The sequence below is a fragment of the Streptomyces sp. NBC_01217 genome (assembly GCF_035994185.1).
Taxonomy (GTDB): Bacteria; Actinomycetota; Actinomycetes; order Streptomycetales; family Streptomycetaceae; genus Streptomyces.
Map to the genome: position 1 here is coordinate 1,656,388 of NZ_CP108538.1, position 13,399 is coordinate 1,669,786.

15 protein-coding genes are annotated in these 13,399 nt (G+C 69.7%); all 15 read right to left on the reverse strand.

The annotated features are described in order from the left end of the window. Positions 1 to 81: 81 nt before the first annotated feature. The 15 genes from OG507_RS07095 to pgsA all read right to left on the reverse strand — a co-directional run bounded on the left by OG507_RS07095 (position 82) and on the right by pgsA (position 13,324). Positions 82 to 546: a hypothetical protein gene (locus OG507_RS07095; protein WP_327366285.1), complete on the reverse strand. Its 465-nt coding sequence runs from the start codon at positions 544 to 546 to the stop codon at positions 82 to 84. A gap of 132 nt (positions 547 to 678) precedes the next feature. Continuing rightward, positions 679 to 1,233 carry an adenine phosphoribosyltransferase gene (locus tag OG507_RS07100; protein WP_327366286.1) on the reverse strand — a complete coding sequence of 185 codons (555 nt, stop codon included), beginning with the start codon at positions 1,231 to 1,233 and terminating at the stop codon, positions 679 to 681. Next, complete coding sequence (secF, locus tag OG507_RS07105) at positions 1,230 to 2,333, reverse strand: protein translocase subunit SecF (protein ID WP_327366287.1); 1,104 nt, start codon at positions 2,331 to 2,333, stop codon at positions 1,230 to 1,232. Before secF ends, OG507_RS07100 begins: the two co-directional genes overlap by 4 nt. A 1-nt stretch (position 2,334) precedes the next feature. Beyond that, complete coding sequence (gene secD / locus OG507_RS07110; RefSeq protein WP_327366288.1) at positions 2,335 to 4,074, reverse strand: protein translocase subunit SecD; 1,740 nt, start codon at positions 4,072 to 4,074, stop codon at positions 2,335 to 2,337. A gap of 146 nt (positions 4,075 to 4,220) precedes the next feature. After that, positions 4,221 to 4,700: a preprotein translocase subunit YajC gene (gene yajC, locus OG507_RS07115; RefSeq protein ID WP_327366289.1), complete on the reverse strand. Its 480-nt coding sequence runs from the start codon at positions 4,698 to 4,700 to the stop codon at positions 4,221 to 4,223. A 164-nt stretch (positions 4,701 to 4,864) separates the two neighbouring features. Further along, positions 4,865 to 5,938: a Holliday junction branch migration DNA helicase RuvB gene (gene ruvB, locus OG507_RS07120; protein ID WP_327366290.1), complete on the reverse strand. Its 1,074-nt coding sequence runs from the start codon at positions 5,936 to 5,938 to the stop codon at positions 4,865 to 4,867. Between the two features lie 71 nt (positions 5,939 to 6,009). Beyond that, positions 6,010 to 6,636 carry a Holliday junction branch migration protein RuvA gene (gene ruvA, locus OG507_RS07125; protein ID WP_327366291.1) on the reverse strand — a complete coding sequence of 209 codons (627 nt, stop codon included), beginning with the start codon at positions 6,634 to 6,636 and terminating at the stop codon, positions 6,010 to 6,012. Beyond that, entirely contained in the window at positions 6,633 to 7,208 is a 576-nt protein-coding gene (gene ruvC, locus OG507_RS07130; protein WP_327366292.1) for a crossover junction endodeoxyribonuclease RuvC, read from the reverse strand. Before ruvC ends, ruvA begins: the two co-directional genes overlap by 4 nt. Before the next feature lie 124 nt (positions 7,209 to 7,332). Further along, positions 7,333 to 8,085 carry a YebC/PmpR family DNA-binding transcriptional regulator gene (locus OG507_RS07135; protein ID WP_327366293.1) on the reverse strand — a complete coding sequence of 251 codons (753 nt, stop codon included), beginning with the start codon at positions 8,083 to 8,085 and terminating at the stop codon, positions 7,333 to 7,335. Between the two features lie 61 nt (positions 8,086 to 8,146). After that, the gene (pdxT, locus tag OG507_RS07140) at positions 8,147 to 8,740 is read right to left on the reverse strand and encodes a pyridoxal 5'-phosphate synthase glutaminase subunit PdxT (RefSeq protein WP_327366294.1); all 594 of its coding nucleotides are present in this window, start codon (positions 8,738 to 8,740) and stop codon (positions 8,147 to 8,149) included. Between the two features lie 6 nt (positions 8,741 to 8,746). Continuing rightward, entirely contained in the window at positions 8,747 to 9,667 is a 921-nt protein-coding gene (gene pdxS / locus OG507_RS07145) for a pyridoxal 5'-phosphate synthase lyase subunit PdxS (RefSeq protein WP_327366295.1), read from the reverse strand. 183 nt (positions 9,668 to 9,850) lie between these two features. After that, positions 9,851 to 10,348, reverse strand: coding sequence for a hypothetical protein (locus tag OG507_RS07150; RefSeq protein ID WP_327371885.1), 498 nt, complete (start codon positions 10,346 to 10,348; stop codon positions 9,851 to 9,853). A gap of 203 nt (positions 10,349 to 10,551) precedes the next feature. Continuing rightward, the gene (locus OG507_RS07155) at positions 10,552 to 11,712 is read right to left on the reverse strand and encodes a glycosyltransferase family 4 protein (RefSeq protein ID WP_327366296.1); all 1,161 of its coding nucleotides are present in this window, start codon (positions 11,710 to 11,712) and stop codon (positions 10,552 to 10,554) included. Beyond that, entirely contained in the window at positions 11,709 to 12,653 is a 945-nt protein-coding gene (locus OG507_RS07160; protein ID WP_327366297.1) for a phosphatidylinositol mannoside acyltransferase, read from the reverse strand. Before OG507_RS07160 ends, OG507_RS07155 begins: the two co-directional genes overlap by 4 nt. Then, entirely contained in the window at positions 12,650 to 13,324 is a 675-nt protein-coding gene (gene pgsA / locus OG507_RS07165; RefSeq protein WP_327366298.1) for a phosphatidylinositol phosphate synthase, read from the reverse strand. Before pgsA ends, OG507_RS07160 begins: the two co-directional genes overlap by 4 nt. Positions 13,325 to 13,399 lie beyond the last annotated feature (75 nt).

The window sequence follows — 13,399 nt, forward strand, 5'->3', positions numbered from 1 at the left end:
TGATCAGAGCCTCCAGCGGGGCACCGCGCAGCCCCTGCTCCGGACGGGCGCGCCCGGGACCGAGGAGGCCCGCGCCGCGGTTCAGTTCCACCGCAGGAGCGCGCCTCCCTTGATCTTCATCTCCTTGTTGGCGGCGACGTTCCCCCACGGCACCTTGATCTGGCCGCTCTTTCCGCAGCCGGCGTCGTACCAGGTCTTCTTCCCCTTGGAATTGAAGCCCTTGACCTTTACGCAGACACTGCCGCCCTTGTAAACCTTCCAGCCGTAAACCATTTTCATGCCCTTGGCACCGAAGTGGGCACAGCCGTCGTTGAGCGTGGTCCACTTCGCTGGAATTCCCACCGCATTCTTCCAGCCCGAGCAAATGCCCTTCGGGGCCACGACGGCCGGTGCGGCAGTCGTGGCCGGGCTTGCGCCGGCGGGAGCGGCGCCCACCGCGACGGCCGCGAAAGAGAGAAGAGAAACCGCCCCGTGGCGATCTTGCGTGAAATCGTCATTGGATTCCTTCTGTTTGGATGCCTGGTCAGTGGCATCACCAAGATCCAATCAGATGACAGTTCGATTGACACGCCATTTGAGGTTGTTCTGAGCTGCTTCCGCGCTCGTGCACAATTCACAGACGCACAACGGGTGCCCCAAGGAAAATCCTTGGGGCACCCGTTTCATGACCAGAGGGTCTCAGACCCGGCTGAGCGCCTCGAGCGGTGCGCCCGCCAGGGCGCGCTCCAGACGGGCCCGGCCCGCGAGGAACCCGAGCTCCATGAGGACCGCGACGCCCGCGACCTGGGCACCGGCCCGCCGGATGAGCTCCAGCGACGCCTCGGCGGTGCCACCCGTGGCAAGGACGTCGTCGATGACCATGACCCGGTCATCGGCGCAGAGGTCCTCTGCGTGGATCTCGATCTCCGCGCTGCCGTACTCCAGGTCGTACGCCTGCCGCAGTGTGGCCCTGGGCAGCTTCCCCGCCTTGCGGACGGGTACGAAGCCGAGGCCGGCCCGGATCGCGACGGGTGCGGCCAGGATGAAGCCGCGTGCCTCCAGACCGGCGATCTTCGTGGCGCCGTGCCGTACGCACAGCTCCGCGAGGGTCTCGGTGAGGGCCGCGAACGCGGTCGGGTCCGCAAGCAGCGGGGTGATGTCCTTGAACATCACGCCCGGCCTCGGATAGTCCGGCACGTCGCGGATCCGGCTGAGCAGGAGCTCCCGGGTGACCTCGGCGGTACTGCTGGTCATCGGCGCTTCCCCGGGGTCCGGCCGTGGCCCCTGGGGGGCTGCTGGCGCTGACCGACGACCGCGGCCGCGGGTGCGACGTCCTGCGGGAAGTCGTCCTCACGCTGCTCGTCCTCGGCGGACTCGCCCTTGCCGGCGGCAGCCGCGCGCTTGGCGAGGACCCGCTTCTTCAGGGCCTTCATCTGCGGGTCGCGTTCCTTGAGGTCGGCGACCAGCGGGGTGGCGATGAAGATCGAGGAGTACGCACCGGCGGCGAGGCCGACGAAGAGCGCCAGGGAGATGTCGTTCAGCATGCCGGCGCCGAGGACGCCGCCACCGATGAACAGCAGACCGGCGACCGGCAGCAGTGCCACGACGGTGGTGTTGATGGAACGGACCAGCGTGCCGTTGATGGAGCGGTTGGCGATCTCGCTGTACGTCCACCGGGTCTGCTTGGTGATGTCCTTCGTGCCCTCCTTGAGGCTGTCGAAGACGACGACCGTGTCGTAGAGGGAGTAACCGAGGATCGTCAGCAGACCGATCACGGTGCCCGGGGTGACCTCGAAGCCGACCAGGGCGTAGATACCGACCGTGATGGTGATGTCGTGGATCAGCGCAACCAGGGCCGCGATCGCCATGCGCCACTCGAAGGCGATGGCCAGGTAGATCACGACGAGGACCATGAAGACGCCGAGGCCCGTCCAGGCCTTGTTGGCGATCTGCTCACCCCAGCTGGGGCCGACCAGGTCGGCCGCGATCTTCTCCGACGGGACGTTGAGGTCCTTGGAGAGCTCGCCCTTGATCTGGTCCGACTTCGCGGTGTCGACCTCGGTGATCTGGATGCGCAGACCGCCGTTGCCGAGCTTCTGGACGATCGCCTGGTGGCCGGAGGCCTTCGTGGCGAAGTCCTCCGCCTGGGAGATGGTGACGCTCGTCTTCGGGGTGGTGAAGACGGCGCCGCCCTTGAACTCGATGCCCATGTTCAGGCCGCTGACCGCCAGGCCGACGATGGCCGTGATGGTGATCAGGATCGAGATCCCGTACCAGATCTTGCGCTTGCCGATGAAGTCGTAGCCGACCTCGCCGCGGTAGAGACGGGCGCCGAGACTGCCGAGTCGCGACATCTCACGCCTCCTTCGGGTCAGTGGGGGCGTTGACACGGCGCGAGCGGCGCAGCGGCGGCTTGGCGCCGAGCCGCTTCGGGTCCAGTCCGGACCACGGGTGGCCGCTGGAGAAGAACTTCGTACGGGCCATCAGCGTCATGACGGGCTTGGTGAAGAGGAACACCACGACCACGTCGAGCAGGGTGGTGAGACCCAGCGTGAAGGCGAAGCCCTGGACCTTGCCGACGGTGACCACGAAGAGCACCGCCGCGGCGAGGAACGACACGAAGTCGGAGACCAGGATGGTGCGCCGGGCGCGCGGCCAGGCGCGCTCGACGGCCGGGCGGAGCGTACGGCCCTCGCGGATCTCGTCGCGGATTCTCTCGAAGTACACGATGAAGGAGTCCGCGGTGATACCGATGGCCACGATGGCACCGCAGACGGCCGGGAGGTTCAGCGCGAAGCCGATGGCCGGGCCGAGCAGCGCCATGATCGTGTAGGTCAGGATGCCGGAGGTCAGGAGGCTCAGGAGCGCGATGAGCGCCAGTCCGCGGTAGTAGGCCACCAGGTAGATGACCACCAGGGCCAGACCGATGGCGCCCGCGATCAGACCCGCCTGGAGCTGCTCGCCACCGAGCGCGGCGGTCACCGTGGTGACGCTCGCCTCGTCGAAGGAGAGCGGGAGCGCACCGTAGGAGAGCACGTTGGCCAGGTCCTCGGCTGACTGCTGGGTGAAGCTGCCGGAGATCTCGGCATTGGCGCTCAGTGCCGTGCGCACGGAAGGCGCCGAGACGACTTCGCCGTCGAGCGCGATGGCGAACTGGTTCTGCGGCGACTGCTGCTGGGCGAGCTGGCCCGTGATCTTCTGGAACTTCTTGGCGCCGGCCTTGGTGAACTCCATCTGAACGATCCACTGACCGTTCGTCTGGTCGATCGCCGCCTTGGCGCTGTCCACGTCCGTGCCGGACACCTGGGCCGGGCCGAGGACGTACTTGGCGTCGCCCTCGGTGCTGCAGGCGACGACCGTGTCGGTCGGCTTGGTGCCGAGTGCGGCCTGGGCGTGGGCGGCCTTCTTGGAGCAGTCGAGCGCCTCGAACTTCTTCTGCAGCTTGGCGGCGGCCGCCTCGTCCGCAGCGGACGCCGACGGCGTAGCATCCGCCTTCGGCGTGGTGCTCGCCGTCGGGCTGGGCGAGGTGTCGGCCTTGAGTGCGCCGGTGACCGCGCGGCCCTGGGTGGTGGCGCTCACGCTCGGCGTCGCGGACGACTTCCCGTCGGCCGAGGCCGAGGCGCTCGGGCTCGTGGACGGGCTGGGCTTGCCGGACGACGAGGCGCTGGGCGTCGGCGCGGGCGCGCCCTGGGCGACGGTCAGCACCGGCCGGAAGTAGAGCTTGGCGGTGGTGCCGACCTGCTCACGGGCCTGAGCGGAGTTCGTGCCCTTGGGGATGTTGACGATGATGTTGCGATCGCCCTGTGTCTGGACCTCGGCCTCGGAGACGCCCAGACCATTGACGCGGCGTTCCATGATCTGGACCGCGGTGTCCATGTTGGTCTTGTTGATCGCCGATTCCTGGCCGGGCTCGCTCTTCGCCTGAAGCGTGATGGACGTGCCGCCCGCCAGGTCGATGCCCAGACGTGGGGTCGGCTGATCGGCCAGGAACATCCCACCGGTGAGCGCGACCATGGCGATCAGGATCAGAGCCAGGGAACGCCCCGGCCTGCCCTGACCGCCGGCCGGCCCTCGGCTCTTCTTCGGTGCTGCCACCTTCTCGTTTCTCCCTGTCCAACCGCCCCGCGCCGGGTACGCGCCCGAGCGGCCACGAAGTGTAGTGGGGACCCGCCCCCGCAGAAGACCGTACGGTCCGAGGAGTGCCGGATGCCGGTGGGCTCGCGGCATCCCCGGGTCGTGGGTTACTTCGCGTCGGCCTCGCCGTCGGCCTTGCCCTCGGACTTCTTGCCGGACTCGGTGTCCTTCGGCTCGGCGTCGTCGGCCTTCTTGCCCAGGTCGATCTTGGCATCGTCCGAGGTGTCCTCGTCGGCCTCGGCCTCGGTCAGCGAGGAGGCGTCGTCCGGGACGACCGCGCCATCGATGTCGAGGGCGTCATCGCCGTCGCCGTGGACGATGCGGTTGTACTCCGCGTCGTCGAGGACTGCGCCGATGGCGTTCTTGGCGTAGACGGCGTGGACGCCGGGCGCGATCTCAAGGAGAACCGTGTCGTCGTGAAGCTCCTTGACGGTGGCGTACATGCCTCCGATCGTGCGGACGCCGGTGCCGGGCTGCATCTCATTGCGCATCTGGGCGGCGGCCGCCTGCTTCTTCTTGGCGGACCGCGTCATCAGGAACATGGCCCCGATGAGCACGATGAAGGGGAGGAGAGTCACGGGATTCACGGGACGAGTTTCCTTCGCACGACCGCGCTGGAAGGCGGCCTGATCTACGGGGGTGGGTACACCGACCTGTACGGGCGGCATCGGCGGAGTCTAAGCGAGTCCGCATCGATGGAACAACGCCCGGCATCGCCCGGTGGTTCCTGTCCGGGTGAACCTGTGACTCATCACGCCCCGAACAGACCCTGTTGTCCCTTTCCGCCGTGCTGCGGGGGGACGAGGCCGAGGTGGGCCCAGGCCGCGGGCGTCGCGACGCGCCCCCGCGGTGTCCTGGCCAGCAGCCCTTCCCGTACCAGGAAGGGTTCCGCCACCTCCTCGACCGTCTCCCGCTCCTCGCCCACGGCCACGGCGAGCGTGGACAGTCCCACGGGGCCGCCGCCGAAGAGCTTCAGCAGGGCGCCGAGCACCGCACGGTCCAGCCGGTCGAGGCCGCGGGCATCGACCTCGTAGACCCCGAGGGCCACGGAGGCGACGGCTCGGTCGATCCGCCCGTCGGCCTTGACCTGGGCGTAGTCCCTGACGCGGCGCAGCAGCCGGTTGGCGATACGGGGCGTACCGCGGGAGCGGCCGGCGATCTCGGCGGCTCCGTCGGCGTCTATCTCGACATCGAGGAGGCGGGCGGATCGGTGGATGACGCGTTCCAGCTCGGCGGGGGCGTAGAACTCCATGTGGCCGGTGAAGCCGAAGCGGTCGCGCAGCGGCGGCGGCAGCAGCCCGGCCCTGGTGGTGGCGCCGACCAGGGTGAAGGGCGGCAGCTCCAGCGGGATGGCGGTGGCGCCGGGGCCCTTGCCGACGATCACATCGACCCGGAAGTCCTCCATCGCCATGTAGAGCATCTCCTCGGCGGGCCGCGACATGCGGTGGATCTCGTCGAGGAAGAGGACCTCGCCCTCCTGTAGGGAGGAGAGAATCGCGGCGAGATCACCCGCATGCTGGATGGCGGGGCCCGAGGTGATCCGGATCGGCGCGCCCATCTCGGCCGCGATGATCATGGAGAGGGTGGTCTTGCCGAGGCCGGGGGCGCCGGAGAGCAGGACGTGGTCGGCGGTGGCGCCGCGGGCCCTGGCCGCCTTGAGGACCAGGTCGAGCTGCTCGCGCACCTTCTCCTGGCCGACGAACTCATCGAGGTCCTTCGGCCGCAGCGCCGCTTCGACCGCGGTGTCCTCGCCGTCCGCGTCGGCGTCGACAAGGCGCTCGTCGAGCCGCTCGTCGGTGTCGGGTCCGGTCTCGTCCCAGTTCATTCGGTCAGTTCCGCCTCGGTGTTTCGGTGCCGGGCCGTGCGATGCCCGTGCGTCGGGGATGTCGCGTCGGGTCAGCGGGCGCGGTTGAGGGTCTGCAGCGCGGCGCGCAGCAGCTGCGGCACGGGGGCCTGCCTGCCCTCGGCCAGGGCAGCCTCGGCCTGCGGGGTGACCGCGGTGACCGCTTCGTCGGCCTCGCGGGTGGCGTAGCCGAGACCGATCAGGGCGGCCTGCAGCTGATCGCGCCAGGAGGAGGTGACCGGGGTGCCGATGCCCTGCTGGCCGATGTGGGCGCCGGTGGGCTCGCCGAGTCTGTCATTCAGTTCGAGAAGGAGCTTCTGCGCGCCCTTCTTGCCGATGCCGGAGACGGCTGTGAGCGCCTTCTCGTCGCCGGTGGCGACCGCGATCCGCAGGGCGTCCGGACTGTGGGTGGCGAGCATCGCCTGGGCGAGCCGGGGGCCGACTCCGCTGGCGGTCTGGAGCAGCTCGAAGACCTGCCGCTCGTCGTCGGTGGCGAAGCCGTAGAGGGTGAGGGAGTCCTCCCGTACGACGAGGGAGGTGGCCAGCCTGGCCTCCTTGCCGATCCGGAGGCCGGCGAGGGTGTTCGGCGTGCACTGGACGGCCATGCCGATGCCGCCGACCTCGATCACGGCCGTGGTCGGGGCGAGTGCGGCAACGGGGCCGCTGACGAAGGCGATCATCGGGGGACCTTCCGGACGGGAACTGCGGGGGTACGGGGAACGCGCGGGGCGCGGGCGGCCGCGGCGGCGGCCGTGTGTGCCTGCTGGAGGCGGTTGACCGCGGGGGCCCGCCAGATGTGGCAGATCGCGAGCGCGAGGGCGTCTGCCGCGTCGGCGGGTTTCGGCGGGGAGTCGAGTCTCAGCAGCCGGGTGACCATGGCTCCGACCTGTGCCTTGTCGGCCCGGCCGCTGCCGGTGACGGCCGCCTTGACCTCGCTGGGGGTGTGCAGGGCGACGGGGATGCCGCGCCGGGAAGCGCAGAGCATGGCGACCGCGCTGGCCTGGGCGGTGCCCATCACCGTACGGACGTTGTGCTGGCTGAACACCCGCTCCACGGCGACGAATTCGGGCCGGTGCTCGTCGAGCCATTCCTCGATGCCACGCTCGATGGTGACCAGCCGGTGGCCCAGCTCCGCATCGGCCGGGGTGCGGACGACTCCGACGCCGAGCATCGTCAGGGGGCGGCCGGCGACGCCCTCGACGACGCCGACACCGCACCGGGTCAGCCCCGGGTCGACGCCGAGTACCCGCATGGGAGGCCCCCTCCGTACCGATCGGTCAACTGTTCCCGCAGGCTATCGGCTCGCACTGACAATGCGACGGGCCGACGGGGTGTGTCCCCGTCGGCCCGTCCGTGAAGGCTGTGCTGAGCGCGGCTCAGGCGTCGACCTTCTCCATGACCTCGTCCGAGACGTCGAAGTTGGCGAAGACGTTCTGCACGTCGTCGCTGTCCTCCAGCGCGTCGATCAGCTTGAAGATCTTGCGCGCGCCCTCCTCGTCCAGCTCGACCTGCATGGTGGGCAGGAAGTTGGCCTCGGCGGAGTCGTAGTCGATGCCGGCCTCCTGGAGCGCGGTACGGACCGCGACCATGTCGGTGGCCTCGCTGACGACCTCGTAGTTGTCACCGAGGTCGTTGACCTCCTCGGCGCCCGCGTCGAGCACGGCACCCAGGACGTCGTCCTCGGTCAGTTCGCCCTTGGGGACGATCACGACGCCCTTGCGGTTGAAGAGGTACGAGACCGAACCCGGGTCGGCCATCGAACCGCCGTTGCGGGTCATCGCGACACGCACGTCGGATGCGGCACGGTTGCGGTTGTCGGTGAGGCACTCGATGAGCACCGCGACGCCGTTCGGGCCGTAACCCTCGTACATGATCGTCTGGTAGTCGACGCCGCCCGCTTCGAGACCGCCACCGCGCTTGACCGCGGAGTCGATGTTCTTGTTCGGTACGGAGCTCTTCTTCGCCTTCTGGATCGCGTCCACGAGGGTCGGATTTCCCTCGGGGTCCACACCGCCGGTGCGGGCCGCGACCTCGATGTTCTTGATCAGCTTCGCGAAGAGCTTGCCGCGCTTGGCGTCAATCACGGCCTTCTTGTGCTTCGTCGTAGCCCATTTAGAGTGGCCGGACATCTGCCTTCTCCTTCGCGTCACCAAAATCGATCCGAACCCGAGGGATCCTACCGGGATCGAGTCAGCCGACTGCGCGCACCATGTCCACGAACAACGCGTGAACCCGATGGTCCCCGGTCAGTTCCGGGTGGAAAGACGTCGCCAGGGCATTTCTCTGGCGCACGGCGACAATGTGACCGCCGTGCTCCGCGACCACCTCGGCCTGCGCGCCGACCGATTCCACCCAAGGGGCGCGGATGAACACGCCCTCGACCGGGCCGCCCTCGATTCCGGCGACCTCGACGGCTGCCTCGAAGGATTCGTTCTGCCGCCCGAAGGCGTTACGGCGCACGATCATGTCGATCCCGCCGATCGTCTCCTGGCCCGAGCGCGGGTCGAGGATCTTGTCGGCGAGCAGAATCATTCCGGCGCAGGTGCCGTAGACCGGCATCCCGTTTCGTACCCGCTCGCGCAGCGGTTCCAGCATGCCGAACAGGGAAGCCAGCTTGGACATCGTGGTGGACTCGCCACCGGGTATGACCAGGCCGTCGACCTCGGCGAGTTCCTCGGGACGCCGGACCGGCCTGGCCAGGGCATCCGCCGAGGCCAGGGCGATCAGGTGTTCCCGTACGTCGCCCTGGAGAGCCAGGACTCCGATCACAGGGGTGTCGCTCATCAGTGACTACCAGCCACGGTTGGCGTAGCGCTCGGCCTCGGGCAGGGTGTCGCAGTTGATGCCGACCATGGCCTCGCCCAGGTTCCGGGAGGCGTCCGCGATGATCTTCGGGTCGTCGTAGAAGGTGGTGGCCTTCACGATGGCGGCGGCGCGCTTGGCCGGGTCGCCGGACTTGAAGATGCCGGAGCCGACGAAGACGCCCTCGGCGCCGAGCTGACGCATCAGCGCGGCGTCGGCGGGGGTGGCGACGCCGCCCGCGGAGAACAGCACGACGGGCAGCTTGCCGAGCTCGGCGACCTCCTTGACCAGCTCGTAGGGGGCGCGGAGGTCCTTGGCGGCGGCGTACAGCTCGTTGTTGTCGTAGCCGCGCAGCCGGGCGATCTCGTTCTTGATCTGGCGCAGGTGACGGACCGCCTCGACGACGTTTCCGGTGCCGGCCTCACCCTTCGAGCGGATCATGGCCGCGCCCTCGGCGATACGGCGCAGGGCCTCGCCCAGGTTGGTGGCGCCGCAGACGAACGGGGTGGTGAAGGCGAACTTGTCGCTGTGGTTGACCTCGTCGGCCGGGGTGAGGACCTCGGACTCGTCGATGTAGTCGACGCCGAGGGACTGCAGGACCTGGGCCTCGACGAAGTGTCCGATGCGGGACTTCGCCATGACCGGGATGGAGACGGCCTCGATGATCTCCTCGATCATGTTCGGGTCCGACATCCGGGCCACGCCGCCGTCCTTGCGGATGTCGGCGGGCACGCGCTCCAGGGCCATGACTGCAACGGCGCCGGCGTCCTCGGCGATCTTCGCCTGCTCAGCGTTGACGACGTCCATGATCACGCCGCCCTTGAGCTGCTCGGCCATGCCGCGCTTGACGCGGGCGGTGCCGGTGGCCGGGGTGTCGGTGGACTGCGGGGTGATGGGAAGCGTGGACACGGATCGACCTCACTCGGAGAAAAAGTTGCAGAAAGGCGCTGCTGGGCGCAGTGCTGAGCAAACTCTCCGGGACCAGTCCACAGCAAGGGCCAATGGAAGGCCGGTGGATCGTTTTGAACGCGTACGGGACGAGTTGTGGCCCCGGTCACGTACGGCAGCGGCCTCCGGGCCGACCGGCAGGGGTCAGCTGACGGGGCGGTCCGCCAGGGCGACCGGTGGCTCGTCGTCCATCTCGAAGGCGAGCGGGAACGGGGCGTGCCCGGCCAGCCGGAACCACCGCACCGTACGGTGCCTGCGCAGCGCACGCGCCGCGCGCACCGCGTCGTTGTGGAACCGCCGGGCCATCGGGACCCGGCGCACGGCCGCGGCGAGCTCGAACGCCGCGTCCTCGCCGCCGGGGATCTCCTTCACGGACTCCACCTGCGCCGTCTCACCGAACACCGCCCGCAGCGCGGTGCTCAGCTCGCTCTCCGCGACCTCGCGGTTCTCCTCCTCCGCCTGGCGGGCGGCGTGCGCGGCCTCGTACAGCACGATGGACGCGGCGGGGTCGAGGACGCCGGATGTGGCCAGTTCCTGGGTGACCGAGGCGCGGCGCAGCAACTGTGCGTCGAGGGCCGCGCGGGCGGCGTCGATGCGGGTGTGCAGCCGGTCCAGCCGTCCGGCGGTCCAGCTGAGGTACATACCGATCGCGACGATCGCGACGGCGATCCAGATGAGGGTTTCGATCACGGGCGGCAAGGCTACCGGGCGCGGGCGGGGCGGCCGTCCGGCCCGGTGTGCGAGCGGGCCCGGTGGCAGCAGGGGCGCCGCCCCCGACCCCGGTCCTCAATCGCCGGACGGACTTGACCTGTATCCCCGGCAACGGTCTTGAGGCGCCGCCCCGCCTAGTCCCGTGCCAGTCCGAAGCGGGCGCGCAGGCCCGTGCGTTCGTCGGCGGCCACCGAGGCCGCGCCGTCCGTCACCGTCTCGTACACCGCGAGGATGTCCGCCCCGACCGTCGACCAGTCGAAACGCCGCACATGCGCGCTTCCCCGCTCACTGAGCTCCGTACGCCGCTGCGGGTCGCCGAGCAGCCGGACCGCCGCCGACGCCAGCGCGTGCGCGTCCTCGTTGGCGAAGAGCTCGCCCGCCGCGCCCTGGTCCAGGACCTGGGCGAACGCGTCCAGATCGCTGGCGAGGACCGGCGCGCCGGCCGACATCGCCTCGACCAGGATGATGCCGAAGCTCTCGCCGCCCGTGTTGGGCGCGACGTACACATCGACGCTGCGCAGCAGCCTCGCCTTGTCCTCGTCGCTCACCATGCCGAGGAACTCGACGCGTGCGCGCATCTCTTCGGGCAGCGAGGCGACGGCCTCCTCCTCGTCGCCCCGGCCCGCCACCAGCAGCCTGGTCTCCGGGCGCGCGGCGAGGATCGCGGGCAGTGCCCTCATCAGGACGGGCAGGCCCTTGCGGGGCTCGTCGATGCGCCCGATGAAGCCGATCGTGCCGCCCTGCCACTCGGCCTTGGGCTCGGCCCCGGCGAAGAAGCCGACATCGACCCCGTTCGGGATGACGACCGCGTCTCCGCCCAGGTGCTCGACCAGGGTCCGGCGCGCGTACTCGCTCACCGCGATGCGCGCGCTGATCTTCTCCAGTGCGGGCTGCAGGATCGGGTACGCGGCGATCATCGCCCGGGAGCGCGGGTTGGAGGTGTGGAACGTGGCGACGATCGGCCCCTGCGCGGCCCAGCAGGCCAGCAGCCCCAGCGACGGCGAGGTCGGCTCGTGGATGTGGATCACGTCGAAGGTGCCGTCGTGCAGCCAGCGGCGCACCCGGGCGGCCGAGAGGAAGCCGAAGTTCAGCCGGGCGACGGAGCCGTTGTACGGGACGGGCACGGCCCGGCCCGCCGAGACCACGTACGGCGGCAGCGGTGTCTCGTCGTCGGCGGGCGCCAGCACCGACACCCGGTGGCCCAGCCGGATCAGATGTTCGGCCAGGTCCCGGATGTGGAACTGCACACCGCCGGGTACGTCCCACGAGTACGGGCAGACGATGCCGATCTTCACGGCCGGTCCTCCCGGTTGTCCCCGGGCTCCAGATCCGCAAGCCAGAGCCGTTGCAGCATGTGCCAGTCCTCCGGATGCTCGGCGATCCCGACGGCGAAGGCATCGGCCAGCGCCTGTGTCATGGAGGACGTCTTCTCCGTACGGCTGCCTGACCGGGGCACCTCGACCGGCGGATGGATGCGCGCCTTCATTACGGGCGTCTCGTCGTACGAGAGCGTCACGGGCAGCAGCAGCGCTCCGGTCTGCTGGGCCAGCAGCGCCGGTCCCGCGGGCATGCGTGCGGTGTCGCCGAAGAACTTCACCTCGACGCCGGAGGCCGACAGATCTCGGTCGGCGACCAGACAGACCAGGCCCCCCGCGCGCAGCCGCCGTGCCAGGGTGCCGAAGGCGGCGCCGCCGCTGTGCGGCAGGACCTCCATGCCGAGCCCTTCGCGGTAGGCCACGAAACGGTCGTACAGCGTCTCCGGCTTGAGCCGCTCGGCGACCGTGGTGAAGGGCACCTTGAGATCGGTGGTGACCCAGGCTCCCGCCAGGTCCCAGTTCCCCAGGTGCGGAAGGGCGAGGACGACACCGCGGCCGGCGTCGAGACCGTCGGTCAGCCGGTGCGCGTCCGCCACCTCTATGGACGCCTTGATCCGCGCGGGACTCCAGGTGGGCAGCCGGAACGACTCCATCCAGTAGCGCATGTACGAGCGCATCCCGGCCTTGGAGAGCGCGGCGAGCCGGGCAGGAGACGCCCCCGGCACCACCCGCGCCAGATTCGACTCCAGCCGCAGCACACTCTTGCCCCGGCGCTTCCACACCTGGTCGGCGATGGTGCGGAAGAGGGCCCGGGCGACCGGCTCGGGGAGCTTCTTGACGGCGCTCCAGCCGAACCCGTACAGCCCGTCGGTCAGCCGGTCCCGCAGGCCTGTGGGCGCGTCGCCCGGTGCGCCGCTCACTGTGCGGCCCCGCTCCCCGGACCCGCAGCGGTGGCCTCGGCCGCATCGGCCTCCGCGGACTCGCGGCGCACGGTCACGACCCGCTGCACGAGCGTCACCAGACTCCCCACGGCGACGATCCACAGCGCGATCGGCAGCAGGATCTGGATGCCGGGGACACCGAACGTGTGAAGCCCGGCCAGCCCGGCCGCGACCAGCGAGATGACCAGCCGCTCGGCACGCTCCACGAGACCGTTGACCGCGACGGGCAGCCCGATCGACTCGCCACGCGCCTTCGTGTACGAGACCACCTGGCCGCTCGCCAGGCAGAAGATCGCGACCGCGCACATCACGTTGTCGTCGCCGTTGCCCGCGTACCAGAGCGCGAAACCGCCGAAGATCGCCCCGTCGGCGACCCGGTCCAGGGTCGAGTCCAGGAACGCGCCCCAGCGGCTGGAGATGCCCGCCTGCCGGGCCATGTTGCCGTCGACGAGGTCGGAGAAGACGAAGATCGTGATGACGATCGTGCCCCAGAAGAACTCCCCCATCGGGAAGAAGACCAGCGCACCTGCCATCACCCCGGCCGTACCGATCAGAGTGACCGCGTCAGGGCTCACGCCGAGACGGAGCAACAGTGCGGCGAACGGTGTGAGGACACGCGTGAAAAATGCACGCGCGTACTTGTTCAGCATGGCCTTCCCGAGGGTCGGTGGGCCGAGCGGCCCCTACGGCCACCGGCTGGCCCATCGTAGTCACGCCCGCGGTAC